Here is a 24,930-nt window from a genome sequence, read left to right on the forward strand (position 1 = left end):
CAGCAGCCCTCGCCGGGTAAGTTGTCGCTGTCCGCGCTGATCATTGGTAGTCACGGCCACATTGTCACCCGCCCTCAGGCGGATCGGGCTCTACATGAAGGACATCTCATGCCCGCTTCACGTGGCGCTCGCCTACGCTGTGGCCTTATGTACCGTGCAGTTCTCTTTGACCTCGACGGCACGCTCGTCGATCACGCCAGCGCCGCCCGCATCGGCGTTGACGCCTGGTGCCAGACGTTGGGTCTGCCCACGGGCCAATGGCAGCGTTGGCATGAGATCGAGCAGAAGTGGTTCACCCGCTTCGAAAACGGGGAGGTCAGCCACGTCGGCCAGCGGGTCGAGCGTTGCAAGGAGTTCCTCGGCCGCCCTTCGCTCACCGACGACGAGGCCCTCGAGCTGTACGAGGGATACCTGAGCGTTTATCGCTCCCAGTGGCGCGCCTACGACGATGCCCGGCCGGCCCTCACAGCGGCGCTCGACGCGGGGGTGCGCGTGGGCATCCTCACCAATGGTGCGGAAAAGCTGCAGCGTGCGAAGCTTGAACGCACAGGATTGCTTATCGACGCCGTCCTACTCATCGCCACCGTCGAGCTCGGCGTCGCCAAACCCCATCCGGCGGCATACGCCGCCGCCCTGGAACGCTTAGGGGTGGGCGCCGAAGAAACGCTCGTGGTGGGCGATTCCTGGGCTAACGATGTCGCGGGTCCCCGCGCCGTCGGCATCGACGCCCTGTTGTTGCAGCGGGCGGATCAACCCCGCGACCCGGCAGCCCCGCCCGATGAGCCAGCCATGGACACCCTGGTGGGCGTGATTGACCAGCTCCGGGCCTGATCTCTAATCCGGAATGCGGCACTCCACGCCGGTGGAGTGCAGCGGGCAGTAGCCATTGGGCACCTTGTGCAGGTACTGCTGGTGCTCATCTTCGGCGAGGTAGTACGCGCCCGACGCGGTCTCCGCGAGGGTCTTCACCTCGGTGGTTACCTCGCCATAGCCGTGATCTGCGAGCTGCTCAGCATAGGAATCGACGATCGCCTGGATTTCCTGCTTCTCTTCCTCGGCGTGCTCGCCCGTGGTGTAGAAAGCCGAACGATACTGCGTGCCCACGTCATTTCCTTGGCGCATGCCCTGGGTCGGGTCGTGTGCTTCGAGCGCGGCGACCACGATCTCCTTGAGGGAGATGACCGCCGGGTTGTAAACGACCTCGACAACCTCTGCGTGATTGGTGCGGCCTGAGCAGACTTCCCGGTAGGTGGGGTTGACCGTGGCGCCACCGGCATAACCAACGGAGGTCGATTCCACGCCCTCCATCTGCCAGTAGATCTTCTCCACACCCCAAAAACAGCCGATACCGATGTAGAGAACCCGCTGGTCATCGCGCCACGGGCCGGTAATGGGGGTGCCCAGGACGGCATGCGGACGGGGGTGCGGCAGGACCGGCGCTCGGCCGCCCTTGAGAGCTTGGTCGGTGGGAACTAGTTCGGGAGTACGTTGAAACATCCATGCCATGAGCCCACTGTAGTACCAGTTGAAACCAATTTGGGAACACAATCGTTGCCGATTTCTCGAACTTGCCTATCATGGGGAGCAGCGCGCCGCCTGACGGTGCGAAGTCTACGAAAGGACGAAGAGGAAATGGCTGTCTACGAACTTCCCGAGCTCGATTACGCATACGACGCTCTTGAGCCGCACATCGCGGCAGAGATCATGGAGCTGCACCACTCCAAGCACCACCAGAACTACGTCAATGGTGCCAACACCGCCCTGGAGAAGCTCGCTGATGCCCGCGAGAACGGCTACATCGGCGTCGCCGCCGCAGCCCTCTCCAAGGACCTCGCCTTCAACCTGGGTGGCCACACCAACCACTCCATCTTCTGGAAGAACCTCTCCCCCAACGGTGGCGGCGAGCCGACCGGCGAACTGGCTGACGCCATCGTCCGCGACTTCGGTTCCTTCGACGCCTTCAAGGAGCACTTCAACGCTGCAGCACTGGGCCTCCAGGGCTCCGGCTGGGCCGTGCTTGGTTATGACCACGTCGCTGACCGCCTCGTCATCGAGCAGCTCACCGATCAGCAGGGCAACATCTCCATCAACCTGACCCCGCTGCTCATGCTCGACATGTGGGAGCATGCCTTCTACCTGCAGTACAAGAACGTCAAGGCTGATTACGTCAAGGCCGTGTGGAACGTCTTCAACTGGGAGGACGTCGCACAGCGCTACGCCTCCGCCAAGTAGTTCCCCCTAGCTAGAACCCCACCAGCCGTCGGACCTAGTGTCCGGCGGCTTTTTGGCGCCCTGAGTCGGCCAAAACCCGCACTCGCTAACAACTTGGCCGGTTTAGAAGGAGGTTTGACCCCAGAGTTGTTAGATAGAGCGGGTTTCAGCCTCCTCGCTCCGGAGCAGGATTAACCCACGATGAACTCCCGGAACTTGTCCACCGGCGGCGCCTCCGACGCCCCGGCGCGCCAGACCAACCCCAGTTCGCGGTGGGCGGGCGGGTCGAGGGGCCGCAGGACGATGCCTCGGGGAGCGAGGTAGGGATCATCGAGCGGTAGGAGTGCTACGCCGAGGCCGGCGGAAACGAGCCCGGCGACGGTGGTCAGCTCCATCGATTCGAAGACGAGGCGGGGGTGGAATCCAGCTTCTTCGGTGACGCGGTCGAGTAGCAGTCGGGTGCCGTAGCCGGGGAGCATGCCGACGAAGCCCTCGTCGCGGGCGTCACGGATATCAATGGGCATGGGGCCGGGTTGGGCCAATGGGTGGTCTTCGGGGATGGCCAGTGCGAGGCGCTGGACGCGGAGTTGGTGCCAGCCGATCCCGGTGCCCGCCTCGGGCGGGCGGGGGCCGACGAGGGCGAGATCGGCGGCGTCGATAAGCACTCTGTCAACGAGTTCGCGGGCGGCGCCTTGGTGGAGGCGAATGTCCACGTGGGGGTAAAGCGCGCGGTAGTCGCGGAGGAGGTCGGGGACCATCCAGGTGCCGAGCGAGTGCATGAAGTCGAGGCGGACCGTGCCGTGGGCGGGGTCCATGAGGCGGCCGACTTTGGCGGTGCCAGCGGCGAGTTCGGCGACGATGGTCCGCGCGTGGGGCAGGAAGGCGCGGCCGCGGGCGTTGAGGGCGATGCGTCGGCCGGAGCGGTCGAAGAGGTCGGCGCCGACGGCTTTTTCGATGCGCTGGATGCGGCGCGTGAGAGTGGGCTGGGACACATCGAGGAGCTCGGAGGCCTCCGTGAGGTGGCCGGATTCCGCCACGGCCAGCAGTCCCCGCAGGTCAGAGAAGGTGAAATCACTCATGCATTTATCGTATCGAAATTGCTAAAAACACACATTTTACACATGCCTCCTGCCGAGCCACCATGATGAGCATGACTCCCGAGCAGCAAGGATTACGCCGCGGCGACCGACTCTACCGCCGCGCGGTCTTTGCCATGCTCCTCGCCGGGCTCGCCTCCTTCAACGCCCTCTACGCCACGCAGGCGCTGCTGCCCACGCTTGTCGACGATCTCCGCATCACCCCTTCCGTCGCCGCCCTCACCGTCTCCGCCACGACGGGCATGCTCGCCCTGTGTATCGTGCCCGCGTCCATCCTGTCCGAGCGTTTCGGCCGCGGCCGCATCCTCATTCTCTCCGCGCTGCTGGCCACCTCCATCGGCATGCTCCTGCCACTCGCCCCCGACGGCGCATCGCTCATCTCCCTGCGCGGCCTCCAGGGTCTGGTCATCGCCGGCGTCCCGGCCGTCGCCATGGCCTGGCTCGCCGAGGAGCTCCATCCTGAGGATCTCCCGCGCGCGATGGGCATCTACGTCGCGGGCACCTCCGTCGGTGGGTTGACCGGACGCCTCATGCCAGCCGGGCTGCTGGAGATCGTTGATTGGCGCACGTCCCTGGTCATCAGCTCCGTGATCACTTTCGCCATCGCCATTGCTATGGCCTTCCTCCTTCCTCGCCAGCGCCGTTTCGTGCCGAAGAAGATCGGCGTGCGCTCGGAGTTTTCCGCCATGGTCGGACACCTGCGCAATCCCCACCTGCTGGCGCTGTTCGTGATCGCGTTCCTGGGCATGGGCGTGTTCGTGTCCATGTACAACTTTTTCGGCTTCCGCATGATTGATCACTTCGGGCTGTCGCCCGCGCTCGTGGGCCTGGTGTTCATCATGTATCTCTCCGGCACGTGGAGCTCGGCCCGCGCCGGCGCCATTGCCTCCCGCTACGGCCGGGGCCCGACCCTGGTCACGTGCACCATTCTCATGGTCGTGAGCACGCTGGCGACTGCCTCCGGCTGGCTCCCCCTCGCCCTGAGTGGCCTGTTGGTGTTCACGGCCGCCTTCTTCGCCATGCATTCCCTGGCGTCGAGCTGGATTGGCTTGGCGGCCACCGAGCACCGCGCCGAGGCGTCGAGCATGTACCTATTCAGCTACTACGCGGGGTCTTCGATCATCGGGGCGATGACTGGGCTCGTCTTCGCGCAGCTGTCGTGGTTCGGGTTCACGCTCACCCTCGCGGCGATTCTGCTTCTCCTCGTTGCGGTGAGCCTGTCGCTTCATCGTCGAGGTACTGCCTGATCAGCGGCGTGCCGGGCGCGCCCGCCCGCATCCACTCCCGGACTCGCGCGGTCGCTCGGCAGTCGTCTTCGTTGTAGCGCAGGAGACGGCTGCGCGTCTCCAGCGCCTGCTTATCGACGCCCCGCGCCACCCGGCGCGCATTCACCGATTCCTCACCGTCGAAATCACCGTCCGCCCACGTGTACCCCGCCACGGGCGCGACGACCTTCAGACCCAGGCCGTAGGGTCCCACGAGTTGGCGGCGCACCACGTCGAACATGTCCACCCACTCTTGCGAGCTAATGAACTCCACGACCTCGGCTTCCGTGGGGACGGTGACGTCTGTGAACCGTCGCCCGCCGAAGCGCCGGGCGCTCATCCGCATCCAGTGATTCTCCCCGTGCGCGGACCAACAATAGGCGGCGAAGGTCACGCCGTCCCGGTGGGCCTGCTCCCGTTTCTGCTCAAGCCACGCCCACAACCGCGCGAAGTTCTCTGCCTCGGCATCACCACCGAGGGGTTCCCACGTGGCGAAGGCCCGGTAGTCCTGCCCGTCGAAGGTGCCCCACAGGTACGCGCCCTGGTCGAGGTAGGCCTCCATATCGACGTCGATTTCCACGTCCGCCCGCGGGGCGTCCACGGCATCCACCCTGCGCAGCAGGGGGATGCCCTCGCGCCAAGCTTTGGCGAGGGCGGCGGGCTCGCCGAGCCAGCGGGCGTCGATAAGCTCTTGAACGGTGGTGATGCCCTGCTCGCGGAACGGCTCCGCGCGATCGCCCGGGAGGACCAAACTGATGTCATCGAGTTCGGTCAACTCCACGTCGCAGAGCGGGCGGAAGCGACACGTGGCGCATTCCTTCACGCGACGGGGTCGGCGCGGAAGCGGCAGGTCCAGGGCCTTATCCAACGCCGGTTGGAAGGACGCGGTGCGCTCAAGGAAAGCCCTCGTCCGATCCTGGCCGATCGTCCCTCCCCACCCACTGTCCAAATCCATCTCCGCCAGCGCGCGGGCCGCCAACCCCAAGCGGTAGCCATCAATAGCGTGATGACGCAGCCGGAACTGCCCCTCCACCGGCTCGCCCAAACCCAGCCGACCCGTGGCCAGCACCGGCGTCGAGTGCCCCTGCGCCGCCCGGGCCACGCGATGATTGCTCACAATCACCGGCATGTACAACCCATCCGGGCGCCGAACCAGAATGTCCACCTCCACGCGCCACTGGGCAGTGCTAAACACTGCACCCGTGATGAGTGTGGCCCGCTGCGCCAATGCTTCAAGCGTGGCCAACTCGGCGGCGAACGCGTCCTCCCCCGGAATGTCGACCCTTAAGAACCGACGCGAACGGCCATCACCGAGGGCGCGGCGTTGCGGCAACAACGCCTGCACCGCCTCCCGGGCCACAAGCATCCGAGCCTGCCTCGCCTCCGCGGTGCGAGTTCGGGGGACATCCGGGTGACGCGCACGCTGAACCAGCCGGTAACGGCAACCGACCAGATCAGACGCCGTCACCGTTGCGCAGGTTTCCGAAGCACTCACAATGGCGTGAGCATATCCCACTATCCCAGGTAGTGTTGAACCCGAACACCGATGAATCGCCATTAACCGGGAAGTTAAGGTCGCAATCACATGGGCATTATGAAATCGATCCGCAAAAACCGCACAAAGGCTAAGGCAGAAATCAAGGCCGCCAAAGCCCGAGCCCGTCAAGCCGTCAAGGAAGACGCCAAGCTTGAGCTGCGCCGCGAGAAGCTACTCGCCAAAGCGGAAAAGGATCTGCTCAAGCGCGAGGCCCGCGGACTCAAAGATCGCCGCAAGCATGAGCGCAAGATGGCCGAAAACACCCTGGCCCAAATCAAGCAGGGTCGGATCAATTCTGCCAATGTCCGGCGATGGGCTGGCGCCGCCCGCCTGGCGCTGCCCCTGTTACTGCCGCTGATCTACCGCGCGATTACCGCCGGCCGTGAACAGGTCGCCGAAGCGAAGGCCCGAAAGGTCGGAGTTTCCGTGGACCAATTGGCCCGCTTTGCCGGGCACGGTTCCGAACTCAAAGCTCGCACCCACGGCGTGCGGCAGACACTGAGCGAAGAGCAGCACTCGGCGGGGTTTGTCCGCGATGTCAAGGATCGCCTCGATGAGCTGGACAAAGCCGTCGACAACGCGGAATTCATGACCCCGGAGCAGCGCCGCCGCGCGCACAACACTATCTCGCGCGATATTGACGCGGTAACTCAGGAGATTCAGGACCGTCTTCGCCGACCGTAATACGACGAGATGGCGCCCTGAGGAGGTGGAAGCAAAGTGGCTTTCACCTCCTTTTCTCATGTGAAATGCTTGTGAAATAGTGCCGTTACCTGCCCATCTGGCAATGTGAATGTTGAAGAACTGAACTCAGTCGCCTATGTTCGAATGCGGAGTTTGGTTACTTTCGGCATAATGGTCGATACAGTAATATAATCCCCCGTTCTACCAGTACGGGCTTTCATTTCACCTTGAGGAGTTTCCCATGGCACGCCGCGAAATCACCCAGTACTACGACGACATCGATGGTTCTCCGCTCTCCGCTGAGGACGTCGACTCCATTCGCTTCGCCCTCGATGGCTCGCAATACGTCGTTGATCTTTCCGCCAAGAACGCCGCCGCCTTCCGCGAGGCACTGGCCCCCTACATCAAGGTCGCCAGCCCGGCTCCGGCCCTCGGCCGCCGCGGCCGGGGCACCGGTGGAGTCAAGCGCTCCAACACCCGCAAGGTCCGCGAATGGGCCCGCGAGGAGGGAATCGCCGTTTCCGACCGCGGCACCCTGCCCGCACACGTCTACGAGGCCTACGACAAGGCCCACTCCTAAGAGTTAGAGCATGCCCTGCTCCCGCGCCGCCGCCACCGCGGAGGTGCGGGAGCGCACGCCCAACTTGTCATAGATGTGGACGAGGTGAGACTTCACGGTCGCCTCGGACAACATGAGGGTATGCCCAATCTCCCGGTTGGAGGAACCCTCCGACACGAGTTTGAGCACTTCCAGCTCACGGGGGGTCAGCGACGTGCGAGGGGTGCGCACGCGCGTCATCAGCCGATCCGCCACCACCGGTGACAGCGCCGAATCGCCTTCGGCTGCCGAGCGGACGGCGGCGAGCAACTCAACCGGCGGGGCATCTTTGAGCATGTACCCGACAGCTCCTGCCTCGATCGCGCCGAGAATATCCGCATCGGTGTCATAGTTAGTCACCACTAGCACTTTGGGCGGCTTCGCCATGGAGGCTTTGATCTCTGCGGTGGCTTCCGCCCCGTTCATCACCCGGGTGCCTTCGACCCCGGCCCCGAACCGCAGATCCATGAGGAGCACATCAATCCCGCCGGCTTGAGCGGCGGCGATGGCGGCTTCCGCCGTCGCTACTTCCCCCACAACTTCGATGTCTTCGGCGTCCTCGAGGACGGCCCGCAGCCCCATCCGGACAATTTCATGATCGTCGGCCAGCAGCACTCGGATCATGCTTGCCACCTTTCCTCTTCGTCGTTGGGGTTTTCATCAAGTGTAGTAGTTAGTGTTGCCTCAGTATGAGTCACGGTGTTCACCGGGATGGCCACCGACACTGCGGTGCCGAATCCTGGCGTCGACTCGACCTCCAGCACGCCGCCCTGTTCCGCGGCGCGCTGCCGCATCGCGTCAAGGCCGATGTGGCCGAGGCTGGCGGGCCGCTCCTCGACTTCCGTCGGGTCAAAGCCTTCGCCATTGTCCACGACGTCGAGACGCACCTCCTCGGGCGCGTACGTCACCGTCACCTGGCAGCGACTGGCATTGGCATGTTTGGCCACATTCCCGACCGCGCTTTGGGCGATCCGCAACAGGCAGGTCTCCGTCCGCATGGGCAGCTGCGATTCCTGGCCTTCCATGATGACGCTGATGTCCACGTCCGCGGCCGCCGCGAAACTCCGGGACATCCGTTCTAAGGCACCCTCCAGCGACGTCTCTGACAGGGAGGCGGGTTGCAGGGTGGCGATCATCGCGCGGGTCTCCCCGAGATTTTCCGCGGCGGTAGTGCGCGCGAGCTCCAACAGCCTTCGGGGGTTAGCGGTCTGCTCGTCCGGCAGGCCGAATCCCTGAATGTCCCGCTCCACGGAATGCAACAGCAACTGGATGCTGGACAACCCTTGGGCCACGGTGTCATGGATCTCATGCGCCAGGCGTTGGCGCTCCTCCACCACGCCTGCCGCCCGTTCGGTCTCCGCGAGCTGCGTGCGGGTCGCGATGAGCTGATCAATGAGCTCCTCGCGCTCCCGATTGATGCGCCACATGGTGCGGAAGGCGTAGTGAATGGCCAGGACCACCGCCGCCGACACCGCCGGCCCCATGACGCCGCCGACCGTCAACCCATTGGGAATTTGCGTGATCACCGATACCGCGGTGGCAAAGAGCACCGAGGCCACACCCCGGACATCATCCATCACCCGCAGGTACAAAAAGAACAGGGAAAAGACCAAGTAGATGCCCACGGGGGCGACCAACATGGCCAAGATCCACAACGTGGTCAACCCCACCAACCACAGCAATTGGGTCGATTCCCGCCACTTCGGCAACTGGGCCGACCCATAGAAATACAGCACCGCGAAGCCGGAACACAGCAACAGGTTCAACGCTGCCTCCCCGAAGGGCAGGCGAATGGAACTCAGCAGCGCGACGATCAACAGCAATGCGGTGAGAATGTGGACGCCATCGGTCAACACTTCCTCATCGGGAGCAGGGGTGCGCTCCCGGGACTCATCCTCCACATCTTGTGGATGAGAATCTAGGCTGGTCTCCATAACGATGAGCCTACTCAGCCCGTGCATTCGTGAGTGAGAAGGTGCATGGATAGGATCGGTAAAGCGACATAGTGAGCACGGCTGCGGTGGCCTTGCTTCTGACTTCTGTGAGGATGGTTGACTCGACTGTGCTGGAACCGTTTATTTATGTGGTCTCCGGGGTCCTGAAACTCTGGCATCTCCTCATCCACAACGTCCTCGGAGTCAACGACTCCACTGCGTGGGCATTCGCCTTGCTGGGCCTGGTGGTCACCGTCCGAGGCCTCATCACGCCGATCTCGTGGATCCAGTACATGTCCTCGCGGCGTTCCATCGTCATGCGCCCCGAGCTCGCCGCCTTGAACAAGGAATACGAGACCCGGACTGATAAAGAATCAGTCGCCGAGCTGGAGACGAAGCGCAAGGAGCTTCGCCAACGCCACAACTACAATCCGTTGGCCGGTTGTTTGCCCATGCTCATCCAGATCCCCATCTTCTTCGGGCTCTACCGGGTGGTCGTGCAGATGTCCCGGCCCTCCGAAACCCTCGAGGTACCGGATGGCGCCTCTGTAGGCCTGCTCAATGCCACCGAGATGCGCTCCTTTATCAACGCCGAGCTCTTCGGCTACCCGCTGCCGGCCTACGTGGCCATGTCGGAGGAACACCTAGCGGCCTTGGGAACCACCCGCGACGAGGTTTTGCAATTCGTCTTGCCCACGCTGCTGCTAGCGGTCTTCTTCACCATGTTCAACCTTTTCCAGACGGTGCGCCGCAACCGTTTGACCATGGATTGGACCTCGAAGATCTCCCGTGTGGCGAACAAGATCATCCTGTTCATGATCCCGTTCATCCCGATCATGCTCATCAGCTTCGGCCTGACCGGCCAGGCCCCCGTGGCCATCATCGCCTACTGGTTTGCCAACAACCTCTGGACGCTCGCCCAAACCACCCTCATCCGCATCCGAGTCGACCAACTCATGCCGCTATCGGAAGAGCACCAAGCGTCCACCAACGAAGCGAAGGAAGCCTTCCTCACCGAACTGCGGGAGAGACGCACCTACCGGCGCGGAGTGCGGCGTCGACAAGCTCTTGGCGCCATCCAACCGTGGAGGATCCCCGAGATCCGCCGCGAGCTCAACGCCGAAAAGGCGGAGCGGCGCGAGAAATCAACCGCCGAGAAAGCTGAGCGGAAACGGATCCGGAAAGAGCAATCCGCCGCGCGTACCCAGCTGATCAAAGATAAAAATGAGCGCAAGCGCCAAGAGCGCCTCGCCAAAAAGAATGGTGAAACGACGGCTAAATCGAGTAGTCCGCCGGAGGAGCCAGCAGCATCTGACGAGCCAAGTCCCGAGCAGTCTCCAAAGGACTAACGTGCCGCACGAAACGGGCACCAGCCAGACCACCATCGAGGAAGATGAGCAGCTGGTTGGCCTGCGTCGACGACGGGTAACCATTCTTGGCGGTCAATAGATCCGTCATCGTCTGGTGCATCCACGTCCGATGGGCCAAACAGGCAACGATAATGCCCCGCTCGGAGTCGGTCTCCGGCTTCGGATACTCATTGGCAGCGTTTTGGAAATAGGACCCACGGAAATCCTTCCCCGGTTCCTCCGCGATCGCCATGTCGAAGAACGCGAGGATCTTGTCCTCGGCGTCCGCCATCGTCTTGGTGCGATCCACCCAGGCCTGCCGGGACTGCTCGTCCAGTGCCTCCAGGTAGGCGATCACCAGCGCATCCTTTGACCCAAACAGCGAATACAACGACGCCTTGGCGACATCCGCCTCCCGGAGGATGCGATCGATGCCGATCACCCGGATACCCTCAGTGGAAAAGAGATTAGTCGCCGAATCCAGCAGGCGCTGGCGGGGGCTAGGACGGTTGCGCCGACGAGTAGCGGTGGTCTTCTTCTTGGGCGTGCTGGGTGCCACGGAATAGCCGTCCTTCCAAGGGTCGAGGGGAATGCGCGGTTGCTTCTACTCAATATAGACAAACCGGTACGTATAGCAAGCGTGCACCCCCGCCCTTCGTGGTGGCGCGACCCCCTCAACGCCTCGCGCCCGCCACTCCCCAGGGGGAGCAACGGGCGCGATACAAGCCGTTCTAGATGGACTTCTACTTGCGGACTGCCTGCACAATCGACAGCAGGATGACTGCGCCGAGGAGGCAGGTCAGGAAGCTGAAGATAATTCCGCCACCGGCCACGTCGAAGAAGAAGCTAAGCAGCCAACCACCAAGCAGGCCGCCGATAACGCCGACGATGATGTTAAGCAGGAGGCCCTGCTGGGCGTCGGTGCCCTTGATCTTGGAAGCAATCCAGCCTGCGAGGCCGCCGATGATAATCCAACCGAAGATTCCCAAACCGAGCATGTCGTTCTCCTTCTCACTTTTATCTTTCTCAGTCGACAGAGGCGCCGGCCAAGATTGAGCTTTGTTGTTCACTGAAGAAGCTTGTGAAAGTTACACTCAGTGATCACATGTATAGCTTTGCATGAATTACGGTGAGATGCACGCTCACACCGACATCGTGACCGGATCGTTGTGACTTCGCTTCCGAAATGATCTGTTTTGGTGGGCGTAACTAGTTCGAGTACCGATGCCTAGAAAGACGAAACCCGCATCCCCCTTTGCGGGGACACGGGTAACAGTCGGGTTGAAAGTTTAGGAATCGATCGGGCGAACAACCATCATCGGGCACGGTGCGGACTGCAGCAGCGCACGAGACGTGGAGCCCAAAAGCATGCCCTTGAAGCCACCGCGGCCGTGCGAACCGACGACCAGCAACTGTGCCCCCTCAGAGTTCTCCACGAGCGCTCGGACCGGGCGGTCACGGGTGATCACCTTGCGTACCTCAACGTTGGGGTACTTCTCCGTCATCGGGGCGAGGCGCTCAGAGAGCATCTCAATCTGCTCACGCTCCACCTCTTCCCACTGCAGCTGGGCTGCCGAGAGCCCCGCGAGAGAAGCCTGAACCTGCATGTCCATCCAGGTGTGCACGGTGACGAGCTCGCAGTTGCGGGCATCTGCCTCCGCGAAGGCGATTTCCGTGGCCCGCTGGGAGACATCAGAGCCATCCACGCCCACGACGACGGGGCCATACTTCGTGGCTTCCTGCACCGGGTTGTCATCGCGGACAACCACGACGGGGCACTCAGCGTGGGACACAACAGCGGCGGACACCGAACCCATGACCATGCCCGACAGGCCACCGAGGCCTCGGGAACCCATGACAATCATGGTGACGTCCTTGGACATCTCCAGCAGCATGTCGATCGGGGAGCCTTCAGCGATCGTGTGTCCGATCTTGATGCCAGGAGCGATCTCATGAGCTATGACGCGAGCCTGGTCGATCTTCTCCATCGTCTCGGACTGAAGGTCATCGAACAGCTCCTGCGGCGGAACCATGCCCTCGGCGTAGAGGAACTGCGGCATGGTGTACGAAGACGCGAGACGCAGCGGGATGCCGCGCTTGTTAGCAGTGTTGGCGGCCCAACGAACAGCATTATGTGAGGCCTCGGAGCCGTCGACTGCTACGACGACAATGTCTTCCTTAGTCATTTCGATCGCCCTTTCATGTTAAGGATCGATATTCTTCGGTGTCTATGTCAATTGTAGCGCCGATTATCCCAGCTTGGGCGGATGTTAGTACCAGATAGATAAGCTGGTACTTCTCCCGTGCGGGCCGGCTTTTTAGCCGATCGGGACGGGAGTTGCGGAGTCAGAGTTAGCGGGGAAGAGGATTCCGTAGATGACCTTAGCGAAGTCGGTGATCACCTTACCGATACCCTCAGAGGAGAAAGCGGTAGCCTGTTCGAGGATGGCATCAAAGTTCATGAATAACAGGGTATCCCAACAACGCGTTCAGCGCTCGCCCTTGCCCGTCCGAGACGGGCTGACGTCCACGCGCGCCCGCCTACCGGTTGATGTGCCCGCGATGCGGGCATGGGATTTCGTGCAGCACCTCATCACTACTCAACGTCACCGGCACCCTGCCGACGACAGTGCCGCACTCCAAGAGCGTTTCGACGCCCGCCTCGTCGTCCGTCGATCCGGCGATCCTTACGAGCCGGACACGATGGTCCAGCCTGGTGAGGACGTCTTCTTCTACCGAATGCCAGCCCCCGAACCGCTCGTTCCCTACGGCATCGACATTCTCTACCGAGACGAGAACCTCCTTGTAGTGGACAAACCACCCTTCCTGGCCACCATGCCACGCGGAAAGCACATCACCGAGACCGTGACGGTGCGGCTCCGGCGTTCCCTGGATCTTCCCGAGCTCGTGCCCGCGCACCGCCTCGACCGCTTAACGTCCGGGGTACTGCTCCTCACGGTCCGTAAGGAAGTCCGTGGTGCCTACCAACGGCTCTTCGCCGATCGCGCCGTGACCAAAACCTACGAGGCCATTGCCCCGCTTCGCGACCTGCCGGTCCCGCAGACGTGGTCCTCCCATATGACTAAAACCCCCGGAGACATCCAAGGCTTTATCACTCCGGGCGAACCAAACGCGCATACAACGCTTCTCGACGTCCAGCCTGTCTCCCCCGACGAGCACCTCACCCTAGCGTCCGTCCATGGACCCCTGGAGCCCCAGGCCCGTTACTTCCTGCAGCCATTAACCGGCCGCACCCACCAACTCCGCCTCCACATGTGGGCCGCCGGCGTACCGATCCTCGGTGACCCCGTGTATCCGCGCATCCACACCGAGGCCGAGGAGAACTTCCGCGTCCCCATGCACTTGAGAGCGAGCTCGCTCGCCTTCGTCGATCCGTTGAGTGGCGAGGAGTGCAACTTCGCTGCTCCCTCGCGCCTGTTTCCCACCATGACCTAGAACCACCCACACCCATTCTCGTGTGGGCACGCCAAAAAGGAGGTCCCGTAGCCCCGATATCCTCGGCGCTACGAAACCCCCTCTAGGGTCTAGCTCACTATTGTTAAGTTTTTAGTGTCGGCGGTAACCTACTCTCCCACACCCTCCCAGGTGCAGTACCATCAGCGCAACCAGGCTTAGCTTCCGGGTTCGGAAAGGGACCGGGCGTTTCCCTGCTGCCATCAACCACCGACACACCCACCAGAACAACACCCACCACCCACACAAGGCGATGGACATGCTTCGTTCTGTGACACGAGTGTGCTGTGTCAGACACTGCATAATGGACGCGAACCACCAACCACCCCAACAAGGGCAATCAGATGATCTCATTTTTTTTGTTACGTTGCGTAAAAAACACCCACCAACCACCACAGCAGTCAAATGTGTGTGTGTTTTGTTGGTCTATTAGTACCAGTCACCTCCACACCTTACAATGCTTCCAGATCTGGCCTATCAACCCCGTCATCTACAGGGGACCTCACACGAAACCTCATCTCGAAACAGGCTTCCCGCTTAGATGCTTTCAGCGGTTATCCCTTCCGTACGTAGCCAACCAGCCCTGCCCCTGGCGGAACAACTGGCACACTAGAGGTACGTCCGTCCCGGTCCTCTCGTACTAGGGACAGCCTTCCACAAGTTTCTACGCGCGCGGCGGATAGAGACCGAACTGTCTCACGACGTTCTAAACCCAGCTCGCGTGCCGCTTTAATGGGCGAACAGCCCAACCCTTGGGACCTACTCCAGCCCCAGGATGCGACGAGCCGACATCGAGGTGCCAAACCATCCCGTCGATATGGACTCTTGGGGAAGATCAGCCTGTTATCCCCGGGGTACCTTTTATCCGTTGAGCGACACCACTTCCACAAGTAGGTGCCGGATCACTAGTCCCGACTTTCGTCCCTGCTCGAGTTGTCACTCTCACAGTCAAGCTCCCTTGTGCACTTACACTCACCACCTGATTACCAACCAGGCTGAGGGAACCTTTGGGCGCCTCCGTTACATTTTGGGAGGCAACCGCCCCAGTTAAACTACCCACCAGGCACTGTCCCCAACCCAGATCATGGGCCAAGGTTCAGGTATCCAATCCGATCAGAGTGGTATTTCAACAACGACTCACACACAACTAGCGTCACATGATCACAGTCTCCCACCTATCCTACACAAACCGAACCGAACACCAATACCAAGCTATAGTGAAGGTCCCGGGGTCTTTTCGTCCTGCCGCGCGTAACGAGCATCTTTACTCGTACTGCAATTTCACCGGGCCTGTGGTTGAGACAGCAGGGAAGTCGTTACGCCATTCGTGCAGGTCGGAACTTACCCGACAAGGAATTTCGCTACCTTAGGATGGTTATAGTTACCACCGCCGTTTACTGGGGCTTAAATTCTCCGCTTCGACCCCCACAAGGGAGATCTAACAGGTCCTCTTAACCTTCCAGCACCGGGCAGGCGTCAGTCCGTATACCTCAACTTCAACGTTTTCGCACGGACCTGTGTTTTTAATAAACAGTCGCTTCCCTCTATTCTCTGCGACCACCACCAGCTCAAAAACGAAATGTTCTATCACCAACAGTGGCCCCCCTTCTCCCGAAGTTACGGGGGCATTTTGCCGAGTTCCTTAACCACAGTTCACCCGAACGCCTTAGTATTCTCTACCTGACTACCTGTGTCGGTTTAGGGTACGGGCCATATACATACATCGCTAGAGGCTTTTCTCGACAGTACGGGATCACCACATTCACCCACAAAGGGCTACGCATCACGCCTCACACACATTGAGGGGCGGATTTACCACTCCCCTCGTGCCACACGCTTACACCACAATCCAATAAGTGGCGCGGCTACCCCACTGCGTCACCCCATCACTTGGCTACTACCAGATCAGGCCCCACGCACTCCCACCACCAACCACAGCAAAACTGCAGTCCGATGATGATCGCGGGTGGTTAGTATCACTGATTCACACATGGGCGCACATACACGGGTACCAGAATATCAACTGATTGTCCATCGACTACGCCTGTCGGCCTCGCCTTAGGTCCCGACTCACCCTGGGAAGACGAACTTGACCCAGGAACCCTTAGTCATCCGGCGGATGAGATTCTCACTCATCAATCGTTACTCATGCCTGCATTCTCACTCGCACACACTCCACGCCCCCTCACGGTAACGCTTCACAGCAGTGCACGACGCTCCCCTACCCAACACCCACCCCAAAGGATGGGTTGTTGCCGCGGCTTCGGCGGTGTACTTGAGCCCCACTACATTGTCGGCGCAGAACCACTCGACCAGTGAGCTATTACGCACTCTTTCAAGGATGGCTGCTTCTAAGCCAACCTCCTGGCTGTCTTCGCGATCCCACATCCTTTTCCACTTAGTACACGCTTAGGGGCCTTAGCCGGCGATCTGGGCTGTTTCCCTCTCGACTATGAAGCTTATCCCCCACAGTCTCACTGCCATGCTCAACTTAACTGGCATTCGGAGTTTGGCTGACATTGCTAAGATTGTCGTCCCGCTCAACCAACCAGTAGCTCTACCTCCAGCAAGCAACACACAACGCTGCACCTAAATGCATTTCGGGGAGAACCAGCTATCACGGAGTTTGATTGGCCTTTCACCCCTACCCACAACTCATCCCCTCAGTTTTCAACCTAAGTGGGTTCGCGCCTCCACAAAGTCTTACCTCTGCTTCACACTGGCCATGGGTAGATCACTCCGCTTCGGGTCCAGGACATGCCACTAACAACACCCTCGTTAGGATTCGCTTTCGCTACGACTACCCCACACGGGTTAACCTCGCGACATGCCGCTGACTCGCAGGCTCATTCTTCAAAAGGCACGCCATCACACACAAGAGGTGCTCTGACGGATTGTAAGCACATGGTTTCAGGTACTATTTCACTCCCCTCCCGGGGTACTTTTCACCATTCCCTCACGGTACTATCCGCTATCGGTCACACTGAGTATTTAGGCTTACCGGGTGGTCCCGGCAGATTCACAGCAGATTTCACGAGCCCGCTGCTACTCGGGAAAAACACCAACACACACCACAAGCTATTAACGTACGGGACTCTCACCCACTCCGGTAGGCCATCCCAGACCACTCCCGCTCAACTTGAGATAATGCGCGATGAGGTGACAGCCCCACCAAGATGCATCCCACAACACCGCATGCGCAACCCCTGTCAGGTATCACACACACACGGTTTAGCCTCATCCACGTTCGCTCGCCACTACTAGCGGAATCATTATTTATTTTCCTCTCCTGCGGGTACTGAGATGTTTCACTTCCCCGCGTCAACCTCCACCACGACTATGAATTCATCGTGAGGTGACCACCCATAACGATGGCCGGGTTTCCCCATTCGGACATCCTCGGATCAACGCTTAGTTGTCAACTCCCCGAGGCTTAACGCAGACTCACACGTCCTTCATCGGCTCAGCATGCCAAGGCATCCACCATGCGCCCTTACACAAACACACACCCCACACACCACACACCCACCCCAAAAAGGCAAGCACGCAGCATGCGGAGCATAAAAAACACAACACTATAAGCCCATAGACTCACAGCACAACAAAAAATAAAGATGCTCGCGTCCACTATACAGTTCTCACACAACACACCACCCACCCATCCACCACCCACCCCACACGGAGGCACAAGGGAAGTAAACAACATGGATGATCACAGTCGAAACAACAATGTTGTCCCAGACACCCAACAGCATGCCAATGCACAAAAACTTTCAACGCTTGCGACAACAACCACACCATCAACCACACGTGGCATGCGATCCACCCGATTAATAAAACGGCAGCGGGTCAACACTCGTGACCACCAACCACCACCCCACACACCACAACCAGATGTCAAGCAACAACCACAACTGTGACCATCACCCACACCAACGGTGCGCGGGAAAAAAATACTTAAGCTCCTTAGAAAGGAGGTGATCCAGCCGCACCTTCCGGTACGGCTACCTTGTTACGACTTCGTCCCAATCGCCGATCCCACCTTCGACAGCTCCCCCCACAAGGGTTGGGCCACTGGCTTCGGGTGTTACCAACTTTCATGACGTGACGGGCGGTGTGTACAAGGCCCGGGAACGTATTCACCGCAGCGTTGCTGATCTGCGATTACTAGCGACTCCGACTTCATGGGGTCGAGTTGCAGACCCCAATCCGAACTGAGGCCGGCTTTCAGCGATTAGCGCACCCTTACGGGCTGGCAACGCGTTGTACCGACCATTGTAGCATGTGTGAAGCCCTGGACATAAGGGGCATGATGATTTGACGTCATCCCCACCTTCCTCCGAGTTGACCCCGGCAGTCTCTCATGAGTCCCCACCATAACGTGCTGGCAACATAAGACAAGGGTTGCGCTCGTTGCGGGACTTAACCCAACATCTCACGACACGAGCTGACGACAACCATGCACCACCTGTATACGAACCACAAGGGAAACCACATCTCTGCGGCGATCTCGTATATGTCAAGCCCAGGTAAGGTTCTTCGCGTTGCATCGAATTAATCCACATGCTCCGCCGCTTGTGCGGGCCCCCGTCAATTCCTTTGAGTTTTAGCCTTGCGGCCGTACTCCCCAGGCGGGGCGCTTAATGCGTTAGCTACGGCACAGAAGTCGTGGAAGACCCCTACACCTAGCGCCCACCGTTTACGGCATGGACTACCAGGGTATCTAATCCTGTTCGCTACCCATGCTTTCGCTCCTCAGCGTCAGTTACTGCCCAGAGACCTGCCTTCGCCATTGGTGTTCCTCCTGATATCTGCGCATTTCACCGCTACACCAGGAATTCCAGTCTCCCCTACAGCACTCAAGTATTGCCCGTATCGCCTGCACGCCCGGAGTTAAGCCCCGGAATTTCACAGACGACGCGACAAACCACCTACGAGCTCTTTACGCCCAGTAATTCCGGACAACGCTCGCACCCTACGTATTACCGCGGCTGCTGGCACGTAGTTAGCCGGTGCTTCTTATCCAGGTACCGTCACCACCCCCAAAGGATGGCTTCGTCCCTAGCGAAAGAGGTTTACAACCCGAAGGCCGTCATCCCCCACGCGGCGTCGCTGCATCAGGCTTGCGCCCATTGTGCAATATTCCCCACTGCTGCCTCCCGTAGGAGTCTGGGCCGTATCTCAGTCCCAATGTGGCCGTCCACCCTCTCAGGCCGGCTACCCGTCGACGCCTTGGTAGGCCATTACCCCACCAACAAGCTGATAGGCCGCGGGCTCATCTCGTACCGAAAAAACTTTCCACCCCCCACACTAAAGGAAGGTTATATCCGGTATTAGACCCAGTTTCCCAAGCTTATCCCGAAGTACGAGGCAGATCACCCACGTGTTACTCACCCGTTCGCCACTCGAGTACCCTGCAAGCAGGGCCTTTCCGTTCGACTTGCATGTGTTAAGCACGCCGCCAGCGTTCGTCCTGAGCCAGGATCAAACTCTCCATAAAAAAATTTCAGAAGAAACAATTCAAGGCAGAGCCCAAATTCCCAACCAAAAAACAAACAACCAACGATTTTCTAAAAAAATCATCAACTGCTCACACCCACCCCCACACCCGACGGGGCAAAACAAGAGGTGGGCTTAAAAAAATATACGACAACGATTCACATCACTGCACGCACCGGACACACTCACCACCCACACACCCCCACCACACAGGCAAGAGTCATGCACATGGCGCGTTATTTACCGTGGCACCCGATCCAAAAAAAGGTACCACCCGGCACACACCAACCACACCCACCAACAACACGCCGGCAGGCACAGCTGGCCAACAGCACAATCATCATCACAAACAAAAGTACATTGGCACACTATTGAGTTCTCACACAACATCACCACACCCCTACACACCACCTACCACCACAGAGGGGTAGACAATATGAGCAGATGAGCTACTGAAGATATTTGGTCAGGGCCTGTTTTCCTCTCGCCGGCACGCAATCCAGACTCTCTTCTCAAGTGTCTGTCTGCGGGGCGCTGTCGGTCGCGCTGACCTGATTAAAGTTACACACCCACACAGACCAACACAACTCCCCAGGTCAGACGTAAGAAATCGGTTGCACAATCACGCAGTTCTTGCGTTCAATCCGAGCCAATTGCTCATGCCCCCGCCGTAGGGTGTGAACCGCCGGGCCATGGTCGGGAGAAGGGCGCTGAAGACGAGGTAGAGCACCGCTGCGCCCGCCACACCTATCCAGACGTTGATGAGGCCGAGCACCGCGAGCAACACCACTCCGCCAGCGGCAGCAAGGAACAGAACCGTGATCCACCACGTTTGACGGTCGGATAGCTCCAAGGTGCAGGCGATCAGGGGTGCAAAGAAGCCCATGAGAACGAAGCCGAGGGATCCGCCGGCGTGCCCAGGCAGGAGGAGGAAGTAGTCGAAGGCGGCTATCAGAACGCCGAACGCGACGCTCGTAAGTCCGGCTAGCGCGGTGGAGCCAGCCCACTCCTTCCTGGTCCCGCCCAGGCTTTGCCAGTCCCGCAATGAGCGACCGATGGCGCCCATCCCGGATAGACACGACCCGACGATAATTGCCACCCACACGAAGAACCTGACGTGCATCTCCCCATTGACGAAGCTGGTCCCGCTACGAAGGAGCACAGCCAAAATCAGGAACGTCGCTAAGCCCAGACCCCACGTCACCAGCCAGGCGAGCGCCTGCGGCCGGTAGATAATGGCCGCCCGCGCCGATGACCTGCGAGTTTCCGGTGCAGCGATCAGCTCCTCCATGCTACGGGTGGGCTGCCCAGGCCACACCATAGCGATGAGCCACAGGGCGAGGATGCTGGCGGGGAGGACCCAGCGGGGCTCGGCAGTGGATAGCAATGCGACTTCTATGAGCAGCAGCGGTACCACCGCAGTTACGGCCAGGCGGCGGTGTCGGCGCCAGGTGGCCCTCGTCAGGCCCAGTGCCGCATAGGGCTCCCACGTCGGCCGCAGGACGGGATAGATCACGACAAGGAGGAGCGCCCACCAGCCACCGACGATGGAGGCATTGAAGGTCACTGCCGGGGCAAAGATGAGGAAGTTGATGATGTTCTGGGGAGTGAGCAGGAGAAGGCGGGTCATTCTCCACGGGTGGGCTACGGAGTTCATCGCATCTCCTTACCCAAGGCTGCGACAGCCTTCTCGAGGGTGACCTCGGAGACGCGCACGCGACCGCCGGTGTGGCGGGCGAGGTCGAAGGCGGCGTCGATAAGCTCTGGTTTCTGGCGGAGGTCAACGATGCTGCGACTGCCCAGACTCAGGTCGGTTCGAGATAGCTCCCTCACGCCTAAGCGACTGAGCATGCGATCGATCTCCTCTCCGGGTCCGGCGAGCTCAATGATGCGCTCGGCAATGTCTTCGACGGGGCCGTTGATGCGGACGCGGCCGGATTCGATATAGAGGATGGTGTCGAGGAGGCGCTCCGATTCGTGCAGGTGATGCGTCGACATGACGATGGTGCGGGGCTGGGTCTCCATTTCCTCACGGAGGGTGCGGTAGAAAGCATCCCGCTTGTCTGCGTCGAAGCCGAGGTAGGGCTCGTCGAGGAGCATGAGCTCGCAGCCGCTCGCGCAGGCATACACGATGGATGCCGCGGATTTCTGGCCGCGGGAGAGCTGAGAATAGGTGGTTCGGCGGGGCACCTCGAAGCGCGAGGCCAGGTGCTCGGCGCGTTCGGCCCGCCAACCGTGGTGGCGGGCGGCGCCGACGGCGAACACCTTCTCCAGGCTCCATCCCCCGGGAAGCGGGGCGTCGATGCCGGCGAGGACCGTGCGGTCGAGGACCGCTGGATTGTCGAAGGGGGACGCATCGAAGACGGTGAGGCGGCCGTCGACAAGCAGGCGCCCAGCGAGGGCGCGGAGGAGAGTGGTCTTGCCGGCGCCGTTGGGGCCGATGAGGCCGTGAACCTGGCCGGCGGCGAGCGAGAACGTGAGATCGGAGATGACCTGGCCGCGGCCGTATCCGACGGAGAGGTCTTCGGCGTGGATCAGTGGGATGGTCATTGGTAAAGTCCTCGGCTTTCTGCGACGGCGTCGATGAGTCGGTGGATGTCTGCGCGGGTGATGTCGAGCTTGACGGCTTCGTCGATGAGCGGGACGAGGTAGGAGGCGGCGAATTCTTCGCCCCGTCTGGCGAGGATGATGTCGCGGGCATCGTCGGTGACAAACATGCCGATACCGCGCCTTTTTTCCAGCACTCCACTGTCAACGAGGAGGGTGATTCCTTTGCGGGCGGTCGCCGGGTTGATCTGGTGGAATTCGGCGAGTTCGTTGGTCGAGGGCGCGCGGGCACCGGCGCCGAGGTTGCCGTCGACGATGGAGTCTTCGATGAGGTTGGCTATCTGCCGAAACAACGGAGCCGTCGAGTCATCCACGCGCCCCTCCTCCAGTTAGTTGGTTAGTTACTCACTTAACTAACCATAGAGCTCCGGGACTGCCGGCACAAGGCCCGATACAAGGCCCTCCACCACAACGGGGCCGACATCGACGTGCAGGCCCTGATTAAGGCATGCTGGTAATGAAGAAATCGACTTAGAATTCCCGACAAACATAGAAATTAGGAGCCATGCTTGAACGCACATTGGTCCTCGTTGACACCTCTTACCTGCTCGCGAGCTTTTATAACTCGTGGGAGACGGGCGCCCGCGCCCAATTAGAGATCGACCTCCCCGAGGTTGTTAACGTCCTCGACTCGATGGTCCACAACCAACTTCGCCAACCAATCCACCGTCAGCTCTGGTACGACGGCATTCCCGATAACGGCCCCCACCGCTACCAGCGCGCGCTACGCACGTGCGACGGCGTGCAACTGCGCGCGGGCCAGCTCATTGAATGGGGTGAGCGCCGCACCCAAAAGGCCGTGGATACTCGCCTCGTGGCGGACATGGTCGCCGCGGCCATTCGCCAACAATTCTCGGACTTTGTGCTGGTCTCCGGTGACGCCGACATGATTCCGGGCGTCCAAGAGGCCACGGAGAATGGGATCCGCGTTCACTTGTACGGCTTCGGCTGGGATTCCATGTCCGCCGCCCTGCGGCATGCCTGCGATTCCACGACCATCCTTGACCCACGCGAGGATTTCACCGACGCCATGCAGCTGCAGGTTCTCGAGGGCCCGCTCCCACCGGTCGTGCGCTCGCGCCCGCTCGGCGATGCCGAGCCGTTCGAGGAGCACGGCATGACCACCGTTCCCAACGGGGCGATTCCGTCTTTCCTCCCGCCGACCCCTCGGCAGGAGCAGGCGGCCCCCGCTGCCCCACCGGCAGCTCCCCCAGTAGCTCCGCCGGCAACTCACCAGGCAACGCCGACACCAACGGATTCTGATATCTGCGAGATCGTCGAGCCCACCCCCGTGACCCCGACGGCGCAGGCGGAGTACACCCCGGAACGCGACACTCCCGAGCAGGAACGCTCCTCGGTGGAAAACGATCTGTCTCTGGACACCCCGAAACCCGGACCGACCAAGGTCCGTGAGGAGAATTCAGAAGAGTCGTCCGACGAGGAATCGACCCCCACCCCGGGTTCCATCCCCAAGCCCTCCATGATGGCGCCGCGCCGCAAACTGCGCTCCCGCTACGTGCCGCTGCCCGAAGAGGTGTGGACGTCCGCCGGTTTCCAGACCCCGTTTGATGTTGGCCAGCAGTACGCGACGTGGTGGTACGACAATGCCGCCACCATCGAGCAGCGCGACCAAGCACACTTGCTTTCTGGCGGCGGCCTGCCTCCCGAGATTGACCGACCTCTGCTGCAATTCGCCTGCGAGACTCTCCACGAGTACACGCTCAGCGAAACCCAACGGGTCAATCTCCGCGATGGCTTCCACTCGGGGATTCGCGGGGTTCTGGTGAGTTACCGCCGCGAATCTTAGGGGCTGGTGAAGGAAGGGCTGATTAGCCCTTCTTCTCCTCTTCCACTTCCTCAACGACGACGGCATCATCTGCAGACTCGGCAGCCTCGATGGCCTCCGGCGCGGACTCCCCGGCGAGGGAAGCGCGGATTTCCGCAAGGCGGGCGGCGGCCTTCATATCGGTGCCTGCGGAGGCGATCTCAGCCATGCGGTCGTCGACGGAGTGTTGGGCGAGTTCTTGCGCGCCGAGGGCGTCTGCGTATCGACGTTCGATCTTGTCGCGCACTGCGTCCAACGTCGGCACGTTGTCGTTCGGGCGCAGCTCGCTCATGGTGTCCATGGCGCGGGTGGTCTGCTCCTGCATGGCGGCCTGATCGGCCTGGGCACGCAGCTGATCGATCTGGGAGAGCTGCTCCTTGAGGCGCATCTCCGACTCTTTTTGCTGCTGCTGCGCCTGCGCTGCTGCCTGGGTGGCCTGGGCGTGCAGTGCCTTCGTCTCCTCGAGCTGCTGCTCCACGGAGACAAGCTGCGTGGCGAAGATTTCTGCGGTGTTTCCAAACTCCTGGGCCTTGGCGGCGTCCCCGTCGGCGGCGGCCTTATCGGCGGCCATGATGGCGGTGCGGGCCTGCTCTTGGTGCTCCGCCTGGGACTTAATCAGGCGGTCGAGCTTCATCTCCAGCTGCTTTTGATTGCCGATGATGGCGGCGGCCTGCTCGGTGATCTGCTGGTGTTGCTGCTTGGCGGCTTCGGTGGCCTGCTGGATCTGGACCTTCGGATCGGCGTTCTGGTCGATCTTTGAGTCGAAGGAGGCCATGAGGTACTTCCAGCCCTTGCTCAGCGGATTAGCCATGATGGGGGTCTCGCTTTCTCACTGCAGTGTGTCGATCCC

At 60.8% G+C, this 24,930-nt stretch carries 21 protein-coding genes and 3 rRNA genes; 8 read left to right on the forward strand and 16 right to left on the reverse strand.

The annotated features are described in order from the left end of the window. The first annotated feature begins 147 nt into the window (after positions 1-147). Entirely contained in the window at positions 148-831 is a 684-nt protein-coding gene (locus tag CTEST_RS12420; protein WP_047254464.1) for an HAD family hydrolase, read from the forward strand. A 3-nt stretch (positions 832-834) separates the two neighbouring features. On the opposite strand, the gene msrA is transcribed toward CTEST_RS12420, so the two are convergent. Beyond that, positions 835-1,506 carry a peptide-methionine (S)-S-oxide reductase MsrA gene (gene msrA / locus CTEST_RS12425; protein WP_047254004.1) on the reverse strand — a complete coding sequence of 224 codons (672 nt, stop codon included), beginning with the start codon at positions 1,504-1,506 and terminating at the stop codon, positions 835-837. Positions 1,507-1,632: 126 nt separating this feature from the next. Here msrA and CTEST_RS12430 point away from each other — a divergent pair, with 126 nt between their 5' ends. Beyond that, complete coding sequence (locus tag CTEST_RS12430) at positions 1,633-2,232, forward strand: superoxide dismutase (RefSeq protein ID WP_047254005.1); 600 nt, start codon at positions 1,633-1,635, stop codon at positions 2,230-2,232. 170 nt (positions 2,233-2,402) lie between these two features. Here CTEST_RS12430 and CTEST_RS12435 read toward each other — a convergent pair whose 3' ends face one another. After that, on the reverse strand, positions 2,403-3,290 hold the full coding sequence (locus CTEST_RS12435; RefSeq protein WP_047254006.1) for a LysR family transcriptional regulator: 888 nt from the start codon (positions 3,288-3,290) through the stop codon (positions 2,403-2,405). A gap of 65 nt (positions 3,291-3,355) precedes the next feature. On the opposite strand from CTEST_RS12435, the gene CTEST_RS12440 reads away from it, so the two are divergent. Next, positions 3,356-4,555, forward strand: coding sequence for an MFS transporter (locus tag CTEST_RS12440; RefSeq protein ID WP_047254465.1), 1,200 nt, complete (start codon positions 3,356-3,358; stop codon positions 4,553-4,555). Here CTEST_RS12440 and CTEST_RS12445 read toward each other — a convergent pair. After that, positions 4,485-5,939: a TM0106 family RecB-like putative nuclease gene (locus CTEST_RS12445; protein WP_236686180.1), complete on the reverse strand. Its 1,455-nt coding sequence runs from the start codon at positions 5,937-5,939 to the stop codon at positions 4,485-4,487. The genes CTEST_RS12440 and CTEST_RS12445 overlap by 71 nt on opposite strands. 219 nt (positions 5,940-6,158) lie before the next feature. Here CTEST_RS12445 and CTEST_RS12450 point away from each other — a divergent pair, with 219 nt between their 5' ends. Continuing rightward, on the forward strand, positions 6,159-6,794 hold the full coding sequence (locus CTEST_RS12450) for a DUF6474 family protein (RefSeq protein ID WP_047254007.1): 636 nt from the start codon (positions 6,159-6,161) through the stop codon (positions 6,792-6,794). A 241-nt stretch (positions 6,795-7,035) separates the two neighbouring features. Continuing rightward, complete coding sequence (locus tag CTEST_RS12455) at positions 7,036-7,374, forward strand: histone-like nucleoid-structuring protein Lsr2 (RefSeq protein ID WP_047254008.1); 339 nt, start codon at positions 7,036-7,038, stop codon at positions 7,372-7,374. A gap of 3 nt (positions 7,375-7,377) precedes the next feature. Here CTEST_RS12455 and CTEST_RS12460 read toward each other — a convergent pair whose 3' ends face one another. Continuing rightward, positions 7,378-8,016 carry a response regulator gene (locus CTEST_RS12460; protein WP_047254009.1) on the reverse strand — a complete coding sequence of 213 codons (639 nt, stop codon included), beginning with the start codon at positions 8,014-8,016 and terminating at the stop codon, positions 7,378-7,380. Next, the gene (locus tag CTEST_RS12465; RefSeq protein WP_047254010.1) at positions 8,013-9,326 is read right to left on the reverse strand and encodes a sensor histidine kinase; all 1,314 of its coding nucleotides are present in this window, start codon (positions 9,324-9,326) and stop codon (positions 8,013-8,015) included. Before CTEST_RS12465 ends, CTEST_RS12460 begins: the two co-directional genes overlap by 4 nt. A 113-nt stretch (positions 9,327-9,439) precedes the next feature. On the opposite strand from CTEST_RS12465, the gene yidC reads away from it, so the two are divergent. Beyond that, positions 9,440-10,675: a membrane protein insertase YidC gene (yidC, locus tag CTEST_RS12470; RefSeq protein ID WP_144413289.1), complete on the forward strand. Its 1,236-nt coding sequence runs from the start codon at positions 9,440-9,442 to the stop codon at positions 10,673-10,675. Here yidC and CTEST_RS12475 read toward each other — a convergent pair. The 4 genes from CTEST_RS12475 to CTEST_RS13770 all read right to left on the reverse strand — a co-directional run bounded on the left by CTEST_RS12475 (position 10,602) and on the right by CTEST_RS13770 (position 13,137). Next, positions 10,602-11,234 (reverse strand): TetR/AcrR family transcriptional regulator, encoded by a 633-nt coding sequence (locus tag CTEST_RS12475; protein WP_047254012.1) that lies wholly within the window; start codon positions 11,232-11,234, stop codon positions 10,602-10,604. The two genes, yidC and CTEST_RS12475, sit on opposite strands and share 74 nt — an antisense overlap. Positions 11,235-11,418: 184 nt before the next feature. Continuing rightward, positions 11,419-11,673: a GlsB/YeaQ/YmgE family stress response membrane protein gene (locus CTEST_RS12480; protein ID WP_047254013.1), complete on the reverse strand. Its 255-nt coding sequence runs from the start codon at positions 11,671-11,673 to the stop codon at positions 11,419-11,421. A 291-nt stretch (positions 11,674-11,964) separates the two neighbouring features. Continuing rightward, positions 11,965-12,861, reverse strand: coding sequence for a universal stress protein (locus CTEST_RS12485; protein ID WP_047254014.1), 897 nt, complete (start codon positions 12,859-12,861; stop codon positions 11,965-11,967). Between the two features lie 132 nt (positions 12,862-12,993). Further along, positions 12,994-13,137 (reverse strand): hypothetical protein, encoded by a 144-nt coding sequence (locus CTEST_RS13770; RefSeq protein ID WP_169748260.1) that lies wholly within the window; start codon positions 13,135-13,137, stop codon positions 12,994-12,996. On the opposite strand from CTEST_RS13770, the gene CTEST_RS12490 reads away from it, so the two are divergent. After that, positions 13,073-14,131, forward strand: a complete 1,059-nt coding sequence (locus CTEST_RS12490) for a pseudouridine synthase (RefSeq protein WP_144413330.1) — start codon at positions 13,073-13,075, stop codon at positions 14,129-14,131. The genes CTEST_RS13770 and CTEST_RS12490 overlap by 65 nt on opposite strands. A gap of 115 nt (positions 14,132-14,246) precedes the next feature. Here the strand turns inward: CTEST_RS12490 and rrf are convergent. The 6 genes from rrf to CTEST_RS12520 form a co-directional block, all read right to left on the reverse strand. Further along, a 5S ribosomal RNA gene (gene rrf, locus CTEST_RS12495) occupies positions 14,247-14,364 on the reverse strand. A 194-nt stretch (positions 14,365-14,558) separates the two neighbouring features. Further along, a 23S ribosomal RNA gene (locus CTEST_RS12500) occupies positions 14,559-17,656 on the reverse strand. A 463-nt stretch (positions 17,657-18,119) separates the two neighbouring features. Then, positions 18,120-19,649: ribosomal RNA gene (locus CTEST_RS12505) — 16S ribosomal RNA — on the reverse strand. Together the 16S, 23S and 5S rRNA genes form the textbook arrangement of a ribosomal RNA operon. 621 nt (positions 19,650-20,270) lie before the next feature. Then, positions 20,271-21,305, reverse strand: a complete 1,035-nt coding sequence (locus CTEST_RS12510; protein WP_047254016.1) for a hypothetical protein — start codon at positions 21,303-21,305, stop codon at positions 20,271-20,273. Beyond that, the gene (locus tag CTEST_RS12515; RefSeq protein WP_047254017.1) at positions 21,302-22,198 is read right to left on the reverse strand and encodes an ATP-binding cassette domain-containing protein; all 897 of its coding nucleotides are present in this window, start codon (positions 22,196-22,198) and stop codon (positions 21,302-21,304) included. The genes CTEST_RS12510 and CTEST_RS12515 overlap by 4 nt, the downstream gene beginning before the upstream one ends. Beyond that, the gene (locus tag CTEST_RS12520) at positions 22,195-22,569 is read right to left on the reverse strand and encodes a GntR family transcriptional regulator (protein WP_047254018.1); all 375 of its coding nucleotides are present in this window, start codon (positions 22,567-22,569) and stop codon (positions 22,195-22,197) included. Before CTEST_RS12520 ends, CTEST_RS12515 begins: the two co-directional genes overlap by 4 nt. A gap of 191 nt (positions 22,570-22,760) precedes the next feature. Here CTEST_RS12520 and CTEST_RS12525 point away from each other — a divergent pair, with 191 nt between their 5' ends. Continuing rightward, positions 22,761-24,062 (forward strand): NYN domain-containing protein, encoded by a 1,302-nt coding sequence (locus tag CTEST_RS12525; RefSeq protein WP_047254019.1) that lies wholly within the window; start codon positions 22,761-22,763, stop codon positions 24,060-24,062. A gap of 22 nt (positions 24,063-24,084) precedes the next feature. On the opposite strand, the gene CTEST_RS12530 is transcribed toward CTEST_RS12525, so the two are convergent. Further along, positions 24,085-24,891 carry a PspA/IM30 family protein gene (locus tag CTEST_RS12530; protein WP_047254020.1) on the reverse strand — a complete coding sequence of 269 codons (807 nt, stop codon included), beginning with the start codon at positions 24,889-24,891 and terminating at the stop codon, positions 24,085-24,087. Positions 24,892-24,930 lie beyond the last annotated feature (39 nt).

The sequence above is a fragment of the Corynebacterium testudinoris genome, from assembly GCF_001021045.1.
Classification (GTDB): domain Bacteria; phylum Actinomycetota; class Actinomycetes; order Mycobacteriales; family Mycobacteriaceae; genus Corynebacterium; species Corynebacterium testudinoris.

Excerpts from the sequence above, each read along its gene's own strand:
- CTEST_RS12420 (WP_047254464.1), top strand. The coding sequence starts at position 148 with ATGTACCGTGCAGTTCTCTTTGACCTCGACGGCACGCTCGTCGATCAC.
- CTEST_RS12525 (WP_047254019.1), top strand. The coding sequence starts at position 22,761 with ATGCTTGAACGCACATTGGTCCTCGTTGACACCTCTTACCTGCTCGCG.
- yidC (WP_144413289.1), top strand. The coding sequence starts at position 9,440 with ATGGTTGACTCGACTGTGCTGGAACCGTTTATTTATGTGGTCTCCGGG.
- CTEST_RS12440 (WP_047254465.1), top strand. The coding sequence starts at position 3,356 with ATGAGCATGACTCCCGAGCAGCAAGGATTACGCCGCGGCGACCGACTC.
- CTEST_RS12480 (WP_047254013.1), bottom strand. The coding sequence starts at position 11,673 with ATGCTCGGTTTGGGAATCTTCGGTTGGATTATCATCGGCGGCCTCGCA.
- CTEST_RS12445 (WP_236686180.1), bottom strand. The coding sequence starts at position 5,939 with ATGCTTGTGGCCCGGGAGGCGGTGCAGGCGTTGTTGCCGCAACGCCGC.
- CTEST_RS12515 (WP_047254017.1), bottom strand. The coding sequence starts at position 22,198 with ATGACCATCCCACTGATCCACGCCGAAGACCTCTCCGTCGGATACGGC.
- CTEST_RS12450 (WP_047254007.1), top strand. The coding sequence starts at position 6,159 with ATGGGCATTATGAAATCGATCCGCAAAAACCGCACAAAGGCTAAGGCA.
- CTEST_RS12435 (WP_047254006.1), bottom strand. The coding sequence starts at position 3,290 with ATGAGTGATTTCACCTTCTCTGACCTGCGGGGACTGCTGGCCGTGGCG.
- CTEST_RS12460 (WP_047254009.1), bottom strand. The coding sequence starts at position 8,016 with ATGATCCGAGTGCTGCTGGCCGACGATCATGAAATTGTCCGGATGGGG.
- CTEST_RS12455 (WP_047254008.1), top strand. The coding sequence starts at position 7,036 with ATGGCACGCCGCGAAATCACCCAGTACTACGACGACATCGATGGTTCT.
- CTEST_RS13770 (WP_169748260.1), bottom strand. The coding sequence starts at position 13,137 with ATGAACTTTGATGCCATCCTCGAACAGGCTACCGCTTTCTCCTCTGAG.
- CTEST_RS12485 (WP_047254014.1), bottom strand. The coding sequence starts at position 12,861 with ATGACTAAGGAAGACATTGTCGTCGTAGCAGTCGACGGCTCCGAGGCC.
- CTEST_RS12530 (WP_047254020.1), bottom strand. The coding sequence starts at position 24,891 with ATGGCTAATCCGCTGAGCAAGGGCTGGAAGTACCTCATGGCCTCCTTC.
- CTEST_RS12465 (WP_047254010.1), bottom strand. The coding sequence starts at position 9,326 with ATGGAGACCAGCCTAGATTCTCATCCACAAGATGTGGAGGATGAGTCC.
- CTEST_RS12430 (WP_047254005.1), top strand. The coding sequence starts at position 1,633 with ATGGCTGTCTACGAACTTCCCGAGCTCGATTACGCATACGACGCTCTT.
- CTEST_RS12510 (WP_047254016.1), bottom strand. The coding sequence starts at position 21,305 with ATGAACTCCGTAGCCCACCCGTGGAGAATGACCCGCCTTCTCCTGCTC.
- msrA (WP_047254004.1), bottom strand. The coding sequence starts at position 1,506 with ATGGCATGGATGTTTCAACGTACTCCCGAACTAGTTCCCACCGACCAA.